We start from the raw sequence: 15378 nt of genomic DNA on the forward strand, positions 1-15378 counted from the left end.
GTCAGATGCGTTCCAGCCGCCAGTGCTGGTTGTGCTCTTCGTGGTAGGTCGGGTAGTCACCCCAGTAGTGGAACTGGACCGCCTTGGCGTCAGGTTCCATACTGCAACCGCGGACGTCGAGGACCTTGCCGCTGTGGAGATTCTGGATGCGGAACACCGGCCCCCTGGAGTCAGAAGAGCCCGCGGGGATGAGCAGCCATTCCTTGTGCTGACCGCTGGGGTCGGATCGGGTGAGGACTTCGGCGTTCTCTTCCCGGGACATGCCGACGACTTCGAGGTAGCGGTCGCGAGCGGGGTCGAGGTTCTTGATGCGGTAGCCGCCGCCCGCGATGGGGATCAACTCCCACTGCTCCGCGGCCAGGCCCCTGTAGACGTTCTGGTCGACGTTCCCGCCGTCGCCGGTCCACCCGGGGTCGTCCAGTTGCAGGTACAGTCCGCTCAGCGTGCACTGGATCTTGTAGGTGCCTGCCAGGTCCGGCACGATGATCTTCACGGCGGTCGACCCGGCCCGCACGCCGTCCACGACCGCGTCGACCACGCCTTCGACGGCGACTTCTCGCGTCACCGGCGCACCGGAAACGGTCTTCGCGGCGGGGAAATCCAACTGGAAGTCGAGCGTGGCCGGGTGGGTTCCCGGGGTGAAGGGGCCATACCCCCCTGCCGGGCTGATCCGCACGAATGGCGCGATCGCGGCGTTCGGCGCCAGGCTGACGTTGCCGATGGTGGTGATTCCCGCGGTGCCCAGGTCGATGATCGTATCGACGACGGTGTCCGGGGTGATGCCGTCCCGGTACGTGCCGCCGGTCGCGACCGCGACCCTGGAGCCCTGGTTCGCTGTGCCGCCGATAGGCCCCCTGCCCTCATAAGGGGTGCCGTTGGACAACGGCACGGGGTCGACGTTCAGCCCAGGCCCGCTGGAGCCCGACGGAGTGCTGATCACCAAAACGAAGATGCCCTGGTCCTGCAGCTTGGCGGTGACCGAATGCTCGGTGATGTCGTAGGCGAAGCCGGACACGGCTTGGCTGATCGGGTCGTGGCCGGGTGCGTCGCCGACCCAGACGATGATCCGTTTGGCCTCGGCGCGCCAGCCGATGGACCCGCCCGGCGGCTGCGCGAGCTGGTCGAGGGCGTAGAACTGGCCTTCCGCGGTGGTCGTGCCGCCCGCGACGCTCCAGGCGCGGATGCCGTCCGCGGCCGCTTGCGGGCTCGGGCTCAGTGGAACCTGGTTCTGGAAACGCTCGGCAGTCGGGAAGTCCAGGTCCCGGTAGTTGCCGACGCCGAAGTGCACGTCGGCGTTCACCTGGTTCGCTGCGGCCACGAGCTTGTTCAGGATTTCCTCGACCCGGGCGCGGACCGCGGCGATGATGCTGCCCATGCTGCCCGTGCTGTCTGACAGGAAATAGACATCGATCTTGGGGATCACGCCGCTGTCCGCCAGGTGCACCTGTACCGGTTCCTGGTGGCTGTCGAGCGAGTCGGGGTTTGTCGCGAGCTCGATGTTCGACGGGGACAGATTCGTGGTCGCGGGCATGGTGTAGCGCCTCCTCGTCCGGGAGTTGAACTCCCTGATTTGCAGTGCTTCCCTTCGAGGATTGCGACTCAGGACCCACAACGGAATAACCAGTCCGGCTTGTCAGCCGAAAGTGTTTATTTCGGCGATTGCATTCCACTCACCGGGAATCACCCGCACAGCGGTTTCGATAAGTCTGTCCGAGCCAGTGAAGATGATCTTCGCAGCTCAAACTCCGCCATGTCGGTGAGATCTGATCGGTGCGATGACCAGGCTGGAGCAGGATTACACCCTTATTCTCACTGTGTGCGACTTCAACGCCTGCTCGGCGGCCTCACCCGAAAGTGGCATTGTGAACCCGGGGCGCCGTGCCAAATGCTGGGACGTGGGATCGGGATTCGGGGAGGCGTATGTCTTTGCTGGCCGGCACCGGAATCGGCGTGGTCATTCTCACAGTTTCAGCATTGGTGCGTATCGGATTGGGAGCGGCATCAAATGGGGGCAGCGGAAATCCGCCAGAACATGATCCCGGGCGCAGGAGGGATGACGTCGGAAGGTCCCTCGGAAGCCCGGCGGTCGCGGTTTCCCGACACCGTGTCGGTGGTGATTCCGGCGCACAACGAAGAGGCGTCGATCGCCACGACCATTCGGTCGTGCCGCGCGCAGAGCTACCCGATTGACCAGATCATCGTGGTCGCCGACAACTGTTCGGACCGCACCGCCGACATCGCCCGCGAACTGGGGGTCGTCGTGATCGAGGGAAAGGGCGGCTCGAAGGCGTCGGCGCAGAACATGGCCTTGCCGGTGATCACCAGCGACGCGGTGGTCGCACTCGACGCGGACGCCACCCTGAGCACCCGCGCCGTGGAGCAGATGATGGACACGTTGCGCCGGGGTTACGCGGGAACCTGCCCGTCCGCGCTGCCCCGCGACACCGACACCTTCTACAGCCGGTACCGCACGCTCTACCACGCGATCGCCAACGGCTGGGTCCGGCCGTTGCAGGATGTGTTCGGCAGGCAACTTGTCCTCAGCGGCATGGCCAACTGCCACCGCATGGACGTCCTGCGCGAGGTCGGCGGCTTCCCCGACGACAACATCACCGAGGACTTCAACCTCACCTGGACGCTGCACCGCCGCGGCTACCGGGTCGAGTTCACGCCCGAGGCGTTCGTCTACACCCAGGAGCCCACGTCCCTGGCCGAACTGCTGTCCCAGATGCACCGCTGGACCGCCGGGTTCGCCCAGACGATGGTCAAGCACCGCGCCCCGATGATGGACAGCGGCTCGTTCATCGTGGTCGCCTCCCAGGTGGTCGACTCACTGGTGGGCGGACTGGCCACCTGCACGCTGGCGCCCTATCTCGCCCGGCACGGAGTGGTGCGCGGACTGCGCAGCTGGTGGAGCCCGCTGTGGGTCGTCATCGCCGTCGCCTCCGTCGCGGTGGCCGCGCGGCAGCTTGGGTGGCGCACGACGGTGAAGTGCCTGCCCAGCTGGCTGGCCCTGCAGTACCTCACCGGGCCACTGACCGCGTGGTGGCTGTTCCGCGAATGGGTGCTCGGCCGCAGGCTGACGACCTGGACCGGCCGACACGGACGCCGACCGGCGCTGACTCCGATGACACCCCGGCGCAAAGCCGTGGCGGGTGCGAGCGCACTCGCCTGCGCACTGCTCGGCGCACGCGCCTGGCGGCGTTCAGTCAGCCCGGCGACGCGCCCGCTCCGATGACACCGCCCTGGTCAGATCCGAGTCCGGGTACCTGCGGCGAAAGCCGTCGAGTTCCCACTCGTACGCCTCGGCCGCGCGCACCAGCAGCCGCGCCCGCGCCCCGTCATCGTCATCGGGCCGCGTCGTCCGGTCACACCAGGCCTTGACCGCCGCCTCGACCAGCATCGACACGCCCACCGCGGCGTGCCCGGCATACCGCCGCGCCGCGCGCCTCTCCGGCACAGCGCGCACGACCCGCTGCAGCACCTGCCGCACCGCCACCGCGGTCACCGCCTGGGACAGCAGACGCGCCCCCACGTCGGTGGCCACCGAGCCGCCTCGGCCGGTCGCCTGACCCACCCGGCCCGCCGCCGATCGCAACGCGTGCGGAAACACCGACCACAACGGCACCACCGCATCCCGCACCGGAGCCTCACCGAGCACGCTGACCGGAATCAGCCCGACCGAGCCCGAGGCGGCACGCCGCCGCGCCGCCGCCGCGAAACCGGGCACGGTCAGCAGCGCGTCCCGCACCTCGGCCAGCGTTGTCCGCCCCTCCAGCAGATCCCACTTGGTCACCACGAACCGCACTGCCTTGCCCCGGACAGCGACCAACCGCCACACCCCGGCCATGGTGTGCTCGAAATAGCCGCGGTCACCGTCGAGCAGATCCGCGATCCGCCCGCCGTCCAAGACACACAACAGCGCGTCGGCCCGGCGGACCCGGGCGAGCAGCGACCGGCTCGCCTGCCGCCGATCGCCGGTCACCAGGGAACCGTCGTAGTCGACCAACCGCGTCTCGTACAACGGCTCCTCGCCGTCCGTCTCCGCAGCGAAACGCAAGTCCACCAAGGCATCCGGGTCTGTGCGCGCGGGCCATCCCGGACCGTCGGCCCGCATCGACCGCCACACCTGCGCGAGTCGGACCGCGGTCACCGGGTCCGCTCTGACCACCGGAGCCAGCCCCGCGTCACACTCCTCAAGGCCCTGCTGCATCGCAGCCAACAGAGAGGTTTTGCCCGACCCCGCCGGGCCGACCGGAACAATGTCGATGAACGGCACAACCCGACCGTAGCGGCCCGGGAGCGGAGTCGTCAGCCCTCGGAAAACCACCGCACACCACCAGTACTCACCCACGGTCACCGCCCTGCCGCCGATCGAGTCGCACCCGCGGGAACCTGTCGGAAAACCACCAAAGCCCGCGCCGACGGACACTTCGCCAAGCAACCTCACCGGGTGTCCGATCGCCAAAAGGGTGAGCACGCGCGCAAGTGAGCGATTCGGGCGGAGCACGCTGATGCGCTGACGCCGCCCAGACGCTGGTCCGCTCGAATCCCGACTCCAGCGTCAGAAAGACCAGGTCAGGAGGTGTGGCGTTTCGCGACCGAAGGCGTCGTCGTAGCACCGCGCGTAGCGGGCGCGGACGGCGAGGAACGCTTCCTGTTTGCGCAGTTGGTGGATGCCCAGCGACGCGGCCAGGTCGGTCATGTTGCACTTGTAGCCCGGGGTGACCGCTTCGTAGCCCGCGTCGCCCCGGGCGGTGAAGCGCTTCCAGGCGTCGCTGGTAAGGCCGTGCAGCCGCAGGGTTTCGAGTTTCCCGGCCAGCGAGTCGTCCGCGGTGGTGATCATCCCGCCTTCGCCGGTGGTGAGGTTCTTGTTGGAGTAGAAGGAGAAGGCGGTGAGCCGTCCGGTGCCGCCGATCATGCGGCCGCGGTGGCGGGTGCCCACCGCGTGCGCCGCGTCCTCGATCAGCGCCAGCCCGGCCGAGTCGGCGATCGACCCGATGGCGTCCAGGTCGCAGGCCAGGCCACCGAAGTGGACCAGCAGGATCGCCTTGGCGCGTGGGCTGATCGCGCGGCGGACGAGGTCGGGGTCCAGGTTGAGGGTCGGTAGGTCGATGTCGGCGAAAACCGGTGTGGCGCCGAGGTGTTCGATGACGTTGACCGTGACGGCGAGGGTGAACGGGGTGGTGATCACCTCGTCGCCCGGCCCGATGCCGCTGGCCAGCAGGCTGAGGAACAGGGCCGAGGTGCAGGAGTCGACCGCGATGGCGTGGCGGGCGCCGACGTAGCGCGCGAACTCCCGCTCGAAGCGCGCGACCTTCGGGCCCATGCCGATCCATTTCGAGCGGAGGGTGTCGAGGACCTCCGTGGCCTCCTCTTCGCCAAGGCATGGCTCCCCGAAGGGCAGGAACTCGGCTCTGGCCGGGGGTTCCCCGAACAGCGACCGCAGTATCGAGACGTTCGGTCGACGTCGCAGAGTTCGGTGACGCGGACGCGGCCCGCGCGGCCGAGCCGGTGGCGCAACTCACTGTCGGCGCACAGCCGGTCCAGGGCCGCCGCGATGGCGGGGACGTCGCGGGGCGGGACCAGCAGGCCCTCCTGCTCGTGCCGGACGTAGTAGGGCATCGACAACAGGTCGGAGGCGACGATCGGCAGTTCGTACGCCATGGCCTCCAGGGCGACGGTCGGGACGCCGTCGGCGTTGCCGTCCGGGGTCTGGACGCAGGGCAGGCAGAAGATGTCGGCGTCGGCGTACACCTTCCCGGTCTGCGCCTCGGTCATCGCCCCGAGAAACTTGATTTTCGGGTGGTCGCCCGCGAGCCCGCGGAGGTCGTCCTCGTGCGGCCCCCGTCCGACCAGCCACAGGACGACGTCGTCGCGGCCCGCCGACAGCAGCTGAAACGCCTTGATGAGCTGGAACAGTCCTTTCTTCCTGATGAACCGGGCGATGGCGAGGACGACGAGGGAATCCCGCGCCGGGGGATCTCGGGCCGGTAGACCTCCAGGTCGATCGGGTTCGCCACCAGCGCCAATCGGTCCCGGGGAATGGCGAACCGGTCGACCATCCAGCCTGCCATGAACTCGTCCTCCACCACGATCGCCCGGCAGGCCGGGTCCCGGGCGATGCCTTGGTACAGCTCGGGTTCGCTGACGGTGAAGATGTCCCGGCCGCTGTAGGCGGTGATCGTGTAGGGCAGGCCGAGGGCGTTCGCGGCGGCCTGGGTCGCCCGGTGCGAGTCGGATTTCAGGCTGCCGTGGAGGTGGGCGACTCCGTCCCGGCGCGCTGCCGCGGACAGGTCGCCCGGTCGTCGCTGGAACGGAACGTGGCGGACGGTCAGACCGGGGCCGGGCGCGGTGACGGACAGCGGGTGGTCGACCAGCGCCTCGGCGTAGACGACGACGCTGTCGCCCCGCCCGCACAGGGCGGCGATCTCACGCCGGATGAACGTCTCGGTCAGCGGCGGGAACTCCATCAGGACGTAGCCGATTCGCACGCTGATCAACTCCTCGTTGGTTGGCCAGATGGAACAGGACCGCGATCACGCTGGCGGCGTCCTGGATCTGGTTGCCGCGAACCAGGGACACGACCTCGGCGAACGGCAGCAACTCGCGCTGGTATAACAGACCGCTTCACAAACGGCGAGTAATCAAAACCCCTTCAGCGACCGGCGTCACTACGCCGAACGAGACTACGGCTACGAATCCCGGGCGAAGGCAACCCAGCCCGCTCACCTCTTCCACCCGCGGCGACGCGCTGAAAGCGCCACCACGAACCGGGTCGGCAGCGAATACCGGGCCGCCATCCCTCCAGTTAGGACACGTTTCGACCGAACGGCCCGCACGGCCTCGCTCCCAGGCTCGGAGGACAATGCGGTGGCGATCCGCGGTCGTGGTGAGGCGATGGACGAGGGCCGCGGGCGGTGCCCGTTGTTCCGTAGCACCATCGAGAGCCACATGGTCGGGAACCTCCCCCTCACTGGGGTAAGACCAGCCAAGGGCGGCGGCCAGCAGCGGGACGAGGGCGGGCTGGTCCGGATAGGACCAATCGGGATTGCGCCCAGCCCAGATGAAGCACGGCTCGTCACCGTGGTAGCCGTAGCGCCACCGTCACGATGACGGCGATGAGCAGCACCGGTCGGACGTGCGCGGGCTGGTGGGGACTGCCGCCATGGCAGGGATGCTGACAGACGCGGGCGATCCTCAGGTAGATCAGCGTGAGCGGGTGGGTCAGCGCGAGCTCAGCGCGCGCAGCCGTTCCAGGTGCGCGGGCATCTCGCGCACGTGCGCGACCAGCTTCGGCAGCCAGTTCTTGGCCCGCTGCTTGAGGTCCTCGGTCAGGTCGGGGTCGCGGTCGATCTGGGTGAAGTCGCCACTGGTGGCCCAGCCGAGTGTCTGCACCACCCGGTGCAGCGTGGTGTTGGGCTCCTGTGTCTTGCCGTACCCGGCGAAGAACGCGGGCGGCAGACCGGTCCCGTTGTAGAGGGAGGCGTGCTTGTCCAGCAGCGCGACCTCCTTGGCCGGGTCGCCGACGCGGGGGAAGTCCCAGTCGATGAGCGTCGCGCGGTCCTGGGACACCAGCACGTTCCACATGTTGATGTCACCGTGCCCCAGCGCCGACCGCGCTTCGCGCAACGACGGGGCCACCGCGTCGATCGCCAGGTGCAGTTCCCCCAGCAGCGGAACCAAGTCCGGCGCCAGTCGGCGCAAGCCGGGGACTGACTCGTCCACGATCTCGTGCAGTTCGGCGGCCGGGTCGCGAGGGGTCAGCACGAACCGCGCCGGGCCGAGGTCCTCGCCCGCGAGCCCGGTGGGGAAGGAGACCGCGTGCACCCGCGCGTACGCGGCGCCGACCAGACGCCACACCTGTTCGGTGTCGGTCCGATTCTCGATGTGGTCGCCGAGCGGCGCGCCCTCGGCGAACTCCACCAGCGAGGCGCGGTCGTTCGCGGCGAGCAGCGCGGGGGCGGGCACACCCTGCTGGGCAAGGAAGACCGCCCTAGGGGTCTCGGGCATCCGGGGCTCTCTGAACGCGCGCAGGACGGCCTTGGACCGATCCGCGAAGGTCAACACCACGATCGTGTTCTCGAAACCGCGACCGGTCAGCGGGGTCGCCTCCACGACCTGCGGCAGACCAGCGACAGCGACCAGCTCGTCGGATAGCTCCTGCAGCGCTCGGGAAACCACGCGATCCAGCGTAGTGCGAGCGTTTCGCCGCTCGGCGCCGACCTGTTTCACCTGCCTACACGCGCCTATGGCCCAGCTTGTGCGGATTCTCCTGAGAGGCCACCAAGGTTGTCTGGGGCCGTCCTCGCGGATGCGGGCCACGACGTCGTCGGCGGTTTGTTCGCCGACATCACAGTGGACCCGTTGCGTGGGTTCGCCGCCGTCGTGCACCTGGCCGCACTGGGAGTGCAGCCGAATCACAGGTGACAGCCCCGAATCGCAGTGGGACACACGGCGGACTCGTCTCGTAGGGTGGCGGCGTGAGTTTCCTAAGTCAACCCCTGGGTTGTGTTGATCTTGTTGGTGGCGTGGTGGAGGTTGGGGTCGTAGCAGGCTTTGTCGCGCCAGCAGGCCCAGATGATGCGCAGCCAGGCGCGGGCGAGGATGCGGACGGCGTGGGGATGTCGTTTGCCGCGGGCGCGGGCGTCGTTGTAGATCCGCGCGGCCCAGTCGTTGCCGTGTCTGCTGTTGTCGGCCCAGGTCGTGAGGGCTTGGCGGGCGCGTCGGTTGACTGCGTGTCGGAAGTTGACAGTGCGGTGTTTGCCGGATTCCTTGGTGACCGGTGCGGCGCCGGTCTCGGCGGCCAGTTGCGTGCCACTGGTGGCGCGTTCGAGCATGGGTCCGATCTCACCGATGACCTGGCCGAGGTTGACGGTGCCGATTCGGGGCAGTCCGGCGATCAGCTCGGCCCAGGGGTGGGTCTTGATCGCTTCGGCGATGGCGGTGTCGAGTTCGCGAATGGTGGCGCGCAGGGACCGCACCAGTCGCACTTGGACGCCGACGAGCCGTGCGATCACTGGCAGGCCCAGCCGGGATGCGGTGACCGGGGCGGTGCGCAGCCGCTCGATCAGCACGCTGCCAGGCCGTTTGCCGGAGTAGCCGTGGCGCTTGCAGAACGCCTCAAGCCGGACGGCGGTCAGCCCGGCCGCGTCCTGCGGCGTGGGGTAGCGGTCCAGGAAGGCCAGAACGATGTCGGAGTCCAGGCTGGCGAACACCGCTTTGCCGCCGGGCCAGTGCTCGTCGAGCAGCGCGGCGAGCTGGTTGATCGCCGCGACGCGGGCTTCGATGTGGTCGGCGCGTTGCCGGGTCAGTGCTTGCAGTTCCAGCGTCTCGGGCAGGGTCGGGGCCAGCGTGCGCAACCGGTGGCCGTCGGTGCGCAGGTAGTCGGCCAGTTTGAACGAGTCACCGGGATCGCTCTTGGCCCGTGCAGCACCCCAGCGGGGGCGGATCGCGTTGAACGCGTTGGGATGTATGGGAATCACGGGGTGACCGGCGGCCAGCAGCCGGTCCACGACCAGGCCCCTGGTGGTCTCGATGGCCACGGGCGGACCGGCGGGGTCGCCGTGACCGCACAGCCGCGACAGGATGGTTGCGATCCCGGTCTCGGTGTGGGCCGACGCCCACCGATCGGTCCTCTTCCCGGCCTGGTCGATGACGGTCACATCGTCCGACCCGGTGGCCCAGTCCCATCCCGCGAACACGCGCGCGGTACTCCTTCTCTGACGGTGAAGGACCCGCTCGGTCATGAGGACGCTCGCCGGAAGCCCATTAATTGGCCCTCGATGATGCGGAACCGACGTTGACGCCAGCATGTTTCCGTGGAACTGCTTGAGAGCGCCATTCTCCAGGATATGGCGTCCGAGGGATACCGGGGCGAGGCCTGAGGCAGTGGCAGGTGTGGCCGCGGTTGGACGTTCAGGCTTCCGCACGGACGAGGGGTTGTTCACCCTGCCCGAGCCGCCCACCGCGGTCTCCCCCGCTGGCCAGTTCCGAAGCCCTACGAACGGACCAGCTTCGCGCTCGCCATGACCCCGCCGATGCTGATGTAGGCCCAGGAAAGGCCGTCCGGGGTCCGGGTCAGCGTGACGATCCCCTCGGTGACGCACTGGTGCACGGGCTCGGCGTCGATGCGTTCAGCCACGACCAGCTCTGTCGGACGGACCTCCACCAGGCTGAGCGATCCACTGCACTCCAGACCCGGATAGCGGATGTCCCCGACACGCTCGCCGAGCGCGCCTTGCCGGAGCGTCAGTTCGACCCGGTATTCCTTGTCCGTGGTGGGCTGGTCGACCGGCTCGGGCGACCGCCACGTGCCCAGGTACGCCCCATCGATGACCGCGGGCGCCGCGGAAGAGGTCGGCACGGGCGGACCAGGGGACGCGGTGGGCAGCGGCAGCGGGTCCGCGCACGGCTCCGTCGCGAACACCGCCTCCGACCGGCCGGGGTACGGCCCGCGCGGCCCGTCGGCGCCTGCGCGGCCAGGCTGGCTGCCCCACTTGCCTCTGTAGCCCCACCAGGGTTCGTCCACCACCGAGCGGGCGCGTTCCCAGGTCGGCCATCGGGTGCCCGGGGAGGTGATGTCGGTGATGGGCTGCGCGCCCTCGGGGATGGGGACCTCCAGCACCTCGGCCGGGGTGGCGTCCCAGCCGCCCGCGCGGTGATAGGAGCCGTGCGAGCCCAGTGCCGAGTACGCGACGGGGTGGCCGTCGGCCTGCTCGACGTCGCCCCATTCGACCAGGCACGGCGGTTCGCCGTGCTTCCAGAAGGTCACCCCGATCGGCTCGGCGCCGCGCAGTCGCACCGCGACCCGCTCCCAGTCGCCCTCGTGCTTGTTGACGGTCCTGCCGCGGTTGACGAACTGGTTGTAGGGGTAGAAAAGCCAGTACACGAACGCGGTGCGGCCGTCACCGGAGTCGTACTTCTCCCAATACACCGGCGCCGACCCGACATCACCGCGCCGGGCATCGTCGTTGTCGTCGAGTTCGAGGTAGAAACCGCTTCCGCCACCGCGCCCGGCGTCCAAGTCCTCAGTGGACGAGAACTCGCGGACACCGTCCACACACGCCGTCTTCGTGTACGGCGAAGGACGTCCACCCAACCGGGCGGGGTCCACTTCGGTGGCGAGCCGGTGGTGCGGGTCCTTGGTGCCGCACAGCTCGTGGAACCACAGCTCCGACGCCGCGATGAACCGGCCCGCGTCACCGGGCTGGAACGCCTCCCCACCCGCCAGCCACACCAGGGGCGCGAACCGCGCCGCCAGCGCCGCGTCGTCCGGCGCGGGCGAACTCTCCCCGGCGGACCGCGGCGCGGGCGGCGCCTCGTCCTCGCACCCCGCCACCAGCACCGCGGCGGTCATCACCGCGACCGCGAGCCGCATCCCCCTGAAACCCACCGCAGGCCCCTGTCCGCCCTGGAAGCCCTCAGGATAGCCCGGCTGGGTCACAAGCCTTCCGCAAAGGGAGCCAGTGGACGCCGGTCTCCCAGGAAACGATCGAGAAGATCAAGGGGATGATCGCTGGTCTCGGCTCGAAGCCGCCCCACGAGGCAGACCTGGCCAAAAGCCTCGCCTGTTCCCCAGGTCGCTGCGCGAGGCAATGAAGGCACCGTCGCCGATCCACGCTCGACGGGTGGCAGGACGACGGCAGACCCCTCGACTTCGACTACGACGACCTCGCCGCGAAGACCACCGAACGGGCCGTCGCGGTGCTGCCGGTCTACCTGTGGGGCCGCGCGGGCGACAGCACCCGGCTATCGGCTCGCAGTGGATCGAGCCTGTGAAAGGGTCGTCGCCATCGTCAGCCCTCAGCAGTACACCTGCACTCCTGTTGCCCGGGAGGACGGCACCGACCTCTCGCTCCACGCTGGAATGAAGACGGAGGGAATGTTCGCGTAGAAGATGGTGAAAGCATTGCCGTGTGCCTTGGCGTAGCGGTAGAAGTCGTCGAGGCCGGTCACTCCGCAGTGCTCGACGTTCCAGACGTCCCCATTGACGTGATAGACGCACGCCCTCCCATCGTCACACTTGTAATTCCAGTATTGGGGCTGAACATCGGCCGCGGAAGCCGCGCCGGGGCCGCCGACAATCGCGGCCGCTCCCAGAGCGGTGGCCAAAGCCATGCGGCTCCCGACCTTCTTGACCGAACGCAAATTCAGCCTGCTGCGCAACGTGCCCATCTCGAATCCCCTGTCTTCGGAAGCGAAGTGAATCAGTTCGCCGGAGCGATGTGGAGGACCACACGGTTGATCCTGGTGCTCGACCGATCGGTTGAACAGGTCGCCGACCGGCAACCTGTGACCGGTCAGGCTGGTACCAATGACGCATGGGGGATCGACTGGCCGCTGCCCTGCTGCACCATCGGCGACGAGCGGGACTCACCCAGGAGGCACTGTCCGAGCGATCCGGCGTCTCGGTCCGGACCATCCGTGCCATCGAGTCCGGCAACCGGCCCAACCCGCAACTCGCCTCGGTCCGGCAGTTGGTCACCGCGCTGGATCTGCCGCCGCACACGCAGAGCGAACTGCTGGCCGCGGCGACGGGCGCACCCGAGCAGGTGAGCCCGGTTCCCCGTCAACTGCCGCCCGATGTGGTCGGCTTCGTCGGTCGCGCCGACGAGCTTGGTCGACTCGACGCGATGCTGGACAGCGTGGACCGAGAGCAGTCCGCGGTGGTGATCTCCGCGGTCGCGGGCACCGCGGGGGTGGGGAAGACGACGTTGGCGCTGCATTGGGCGCACCGGACCGCGGACCGCTTCCCCGACGGGCAGCTCTATGTCAACCTCCGCGGCTTTGACGCCCGCGGCGCGATGGTGGAGGCCGCCGAAGCGGTGCGCGGCTTCCTCGACGCGCTCGGTGTGCCTCCGCGGCGCGTCCCGGTGGGCATCGACGCCCAAGTGGGCCTGTACCGCAGTCTGGTCGCGGACCGTCACATGCTCGTCATGCTGGACAACGCCAGAGACGCCGACCAGGTGCGCCCGTTGCTGCCCGGCACCGCCGGGTGCGTGGTGGTGGTCACCAGCCGCAACCACCTGGCGAGCCTGGTGGCCACCCACAATGCCCACCTGCTCCCGCTGGACCTGCTCACTGTGGCCGACGCGGAGCTGTTGCTGGCAAGGCGGCTCGGCCGCGGTCGGTGGCGGCGGAGCCCGGCCCGGTAGCCGAGATCATCGACCGCTGCGCCCGCCTGCCACTGGCGTTGGCGGTTGTGGCCGCGCGCGCCGCCAGCAGGCCCACGTTCCCGCTGAGCGCACTCGTCGCGGAGCTGCGCGAGGCAGGCGGCGACTTGGACGGGCTGGCGGGCACTGAACCCAGTACCGATGTGCGTTCGGTGTTCTCCTGGTCCTACCAGGCGCTGTCAACCGCGGCCAGGCAGGTGTTCGCCGCACTGGGACTCGCCCCCGGTGTCGACATCAGCCTGACCGCTGTCAACTGCCTCACCGCGTTGCCTGTCGAGACGCTGCGCGCACCGATGCGTGAACTGGAGAACGGCTACCTTGTCGAGCAGACCCTGCCGAACCGCTACCGGATGCACGATCTTCTCCGGCTGTACGCGACGGAGCTCGCGAAGGAGATCGACGGAACCGCGCGGCACGCCGCACTCCGGCGGCTTGTCGACATGTACCTGGTTGTCGCGGGACGGGCACGCAGTCAGGTGATGTTCAGCCCGCGGATTCACGAGGTCGTGGACGTCTCCTCCGGCGATCCCTCCTGGCCGGAGTTCCAGGAAAGCACCGAAGCGCTGGACTGGCTCGACACGGAGCGGGCCAACCTCATCGCCTTGGTGAAATCACTCGCCGAGCACGGCTGGCACGACGACGTTTGGCGATTCGCCTGGCTACTTCACGGTTTCTTCAGGGCTCGTCAGCACAAAGCGGACTGGCTCGAAATAGGGCGCCTCGGAGTGTCCGCCGCGGACCGGACCGGCGACCACCTGGCGCGGTTCCACGCGGCCAACTGCCTCGGCGGCGCCTACATGGCGGCGGAGAGGTGGGACGAGGCGATTGCCTTGTATCAGGATGCGCTCGTCGTCACCCAGGCCGACAACGATCTGGAAAAGACGGCGATCGTGATGAACAACATCGGCATCTCCCTCGTGAACAGCGGTGACGCCGTGGCCGCCATCGACTACCTGGAACAGGCGCTCACGCTCGCCCGCCAAGCGGGATCAGTGGACGATGAGGCCGTCTATTCGCTCAATCTCGGCGACGGCTACAACGCCATCGGCAGATACCTCGAAGGCCTCAGCCACAACCAGGCCGCCCGAAAACTGTTCCACACGCTGGGGAAGCGTCTCCACGGCGCGATTGCCGCGGTGAACATCGCGCAGTCCTACTTCGGCCTCGCCGACCTGGCCAAGGCCGCTGACACCGCCGAGCAGGCTAGTGCCGAGTTCCGCGCACTCGGCGCCTGGTACGACCTGGCCAAGCACTTGCTCTGGGTCGGGCACATCCGTACCGCCCTCGGCCAAAAAGACTTGGCGACACAAGCCTGGACCGATGCGATGGACACGTTCCAGAGGATGAACGACCCAAGGGCACACGAGGTCCAGCAACTGCTGAACGAGTCGATATAGATGGCGCAACCCTGAGTCTCAGCGGCTATCGAGACCAACGGTCACAGGGGCGCGCCTCGGCGGCTTCAGCCAGATCAGGAAGCCGCCGAGGCGCGACCTGTCAGATCACCAAATCATGTGCTGACGCCGGAGGCCCACAGCACCCTGGCGTACCGGTCGCACCACACGATCGAGCGCTGCCCGGCGCGAACCGAGTTGCCGTAGTGCATGTACCGGTGGCCGTTGTCGAGGCGCTCGCACGCGGCCATGGCCGCGTACTGCCCGCTGCTGCTCTGCTTGCACAGGACGTCAGCGCCCGCATGTCCGTCCGAGCCGGAGATCGGCCGGAAGCTGCAGTAGTCGACCGCAGCCGAAGCGGGCGCCGCGACACCGAGCGCACCCCCTGCCGCCAGCACCAGCGCCAGCACAGTGAGCCTTTTCATCCTGGTGTGGTCTCGTGGTTCTGCAGCACGTGGATGGCTTTGGCGAGTCGGCCGACGCGGCGTGGGCTGACGCGGACTTTGCGCAGGACGCGCCAGGTCTTGAGTTGGGCGTTGGCGCGTTCGCCGGGGCCGCGCAGGCGGGCGTGGGCGCGATTGGCGTCCTTCTGTGACTCGGGCTTGTTCCGCCCCCTTGTACGGGGTGATCACGTGCCGGCCGGTGGGGTTATATCGGTGGTAGCCCTTGTCGGCCAGGGCGATCAACCCTGCGTCGCGCAGGGCGGCGAGGATGTTCCAGATCCTGGCCGCGGCGGTGTCATGCGTGCTGCCCGGCAGATCACCCGACACCCACAGGATCGTCCCGTCCGGTGACGCGACGACCTGCGG

11 protein-coding genes and 2 pseudogenes are annotated in these 15378 nt (G+C 68.5%); 3 read left to right on the forward strand and 10 right to left on the reverse strand.

Annotated elements, in window-relative coordinates; translation table 11 throughout:
- Position 1 precedes the first annotated feature (1 nt).
- Complete coding sequence (locus BLS56_RS05255; protein WP_091448594.1) at positions 2 to 1531, reverse strand: RICIN domain-containing protein; 1530 nt, start codon at positions 1529 to 1531, stop codon at positions 2 to 4.
- A 522-nt stretch (positions 1532 to 2053) separates the two neighbouring features.
- Between BLS56_RS05255 and BLS56_RS05260 the strand changes: the two genes are divergently transcribed.
- Positions 2054 to 3238 carry a glycosyltransferase gene (locus BLS56_RS05260; protein WP_175482665.1) on the forward strand — a complete coding sequence of 395 codons (1185 nt, stop codon included), beginning with the start codon at positions 2054 to 2056 and terminating at the stop codon, positions 3236 to 3238.
- Here BLS56_RS05260 and BLS56_RS05265 read toward each other — a convergent pair.
- The 7 genes and pseudogenes from BLS56_RS05265 to BLS56_RS05295 form a co-directional block, all read right to left on the reverse strand.
- A complete protein-coding gene (locus BLS56_RS05265; protein ID WP_139190518.1) occupies positions 3206 to 4153 on the reverse strand; it encodes a hypothetical protein in 948 nt (315 codons plus the stop codon). The two genes, BLS56_RS05260 and BLS56_RS05265, sit on opposite strands and share 33 nt — an antisense overlap.
- Before the next feature lie 411 nt (positions 4154 to 4564).
- Positions 4565 to 5476 carry a DegT/DnrJ/EryC1/StrS family aminotransferase gene (locus BLS56_RS05270; protein WP_091448600.1) on the reverse strand — a complete coding sequence of 304 codons (912 nt, stop codon included), beginning with the start codon at positions 5474 to 5476 and terminating at the stop codon, positions 4565 to 4567.
- Between the two features lie 77 nt (positions 5477 to 5553).
- Positions 5554 to 6420 (reverse strand): annotated as a pseudogene (locus tag BLS56_RS05275) (glycosyltransferase); the annotation flags it as partial.
- A gap of 807 nt (positions 6421 to 7227) precedes the next feature.
- Positions 7228 to 8184, reverse strand: coding sequence for a phosphotransferase enzyme family protein (locus tag BLS56_RS05280; RefSeq protein WP_175482666.1), 957 nt, complete (start codon positions 8182 to 8184; stop codon positions 7228 to 7230).
- Between the two features lie 308 nt (positions 8185 to 8492).
- Positions 8493 to 9704: an IS110 family RNA-guided transposase gene (locus BLS56_RS05285; protein ID WP_091448605.1), complete on the reverse strand. Its 1212-nt coding sequence runs from the start codon at positions 9702 to 9704 to the stop codon at positions 8493 to 8495.
- Positions 9705 to 10000: 296 nt separating this feature from the next.
- Entirely contained in the window at positions 10001 to 11395 is a 1395-nt protein-coding gene (locus BLS56_RS05290; protein ID WP_139190519.1) for a Vps62-related protein, read from the reverse strand.
- 410 nt (positions 11396 to 11805) lie between these two features.
- Positions 11806 to 12291, reverse strand: coding sequence for a hypothetical protein (locus BLS56_RS05295; RefSeq protein WP_228771365.1), 486 nt, complete (start codon positions 12289 to 12291; stop codon positions 11806 to 11808).
- A 32-nt stretch (positions 12292 to 12323) separates the two neighbouring features.
- Between BLS56_RS05295 and BLS56_RS05300 the strand changes: the two genes are divergently transcribed.
- Positions 12324 to 13157 (forward strand): helix-turn-helix domain-containing protein, encoded by an 834-nt coding sequence (locus BLS56_RS05300; RefSeq protein WP_091448610.1) that lies wholly within the window; start codon positions 12324 to 12326, stop codon positions 13155 to 13157.
- A complete protein-coding gene (locus BLS56_RS05305) occupies positions 13133 to 14572 on the forward strand; it encodes a tetratricopeptide repeat protein (protein WP_091448612.1) in 1440 nt (479 codons plus the stop codon). The genes BLS56_RS05300 and BLS56_RS05305 overlap by 25 nt, the downstream gene beginning before the upstream one ends.
- A gap of 113 nt (positions 14573 to 14685) precedes the next feature.
- Here the strand turns inward: BLS56_RS05305 and BLS56_RS05310 are convergent, their stop codons facing one another.
- Both BLS56_RS05310 and BLS56_RS05315 read right to left on the reverse strand, forming a co-directional pair.
- Complete coding sequence (locus BLS56_RS05310; RefSeq protein WP_139190520.1) at positions 14686 to 14994, reverse strand: hypothetical protein; 309 nt, start codon at positions 14992 to 14994, stop codon at positions 14686 to 14688.
- Positions 14991 to 15339, reverse strand: a pseudogene (locus BLS56_RS05315) (transposase family protein). Before BLS56_RS05315 ends, BLS56_RS05310 begins: the two are co-directional and overlap by 4 nt.
- Positions 15340 to 15378 lie beyond the last annotated feature (39 nt).

Origin of the sequence: Actinokineospora iranica, from assembly GCF_900101685.1 — a bacterium.
In the GTDB taxonomy this organism is placed as follows: domain Bacteria; phylum Actinomycetota; class Actinomycetes; order Mycobacteriales; family Pseudonocardiaceae; genus Actinokineospora; species Actinokineospora iranica.

Excerpts from the sequence above, each read along its gene's own strand:
- BLS56_RS05255 (WP_091448594.1), bottom strand. The coding sequence starts at position 1,531 with ATGCCCGCGACCACGAATCTGTCCCCGTCGAACATCGAGCTCGCGACA.
- BLS56_RS05260 (WP_175482665.1), top strand. The coding sequence starts at position 2,054 with ATGACGTCGGAAGGTCCCTCGGAAGCCCGGCGGTCGCGGTTTCCCGAC.
- BLS56_RS05300 (WP_091448610.1), top strand. The coding sequence starts at position 12,324 with ATGGGGGATCGACTGGCCGCTGCCCTGCTGCACCATCGGCGACGAGCG.
- BLS56_RS05310 (WP_139190520.1), bottom strand. The coding sequence starts at position 14,994 with ATGAAAAGGCTCACTGTGCTGGCGCTGGTGCTGGCGGCAGGGGGTGCG.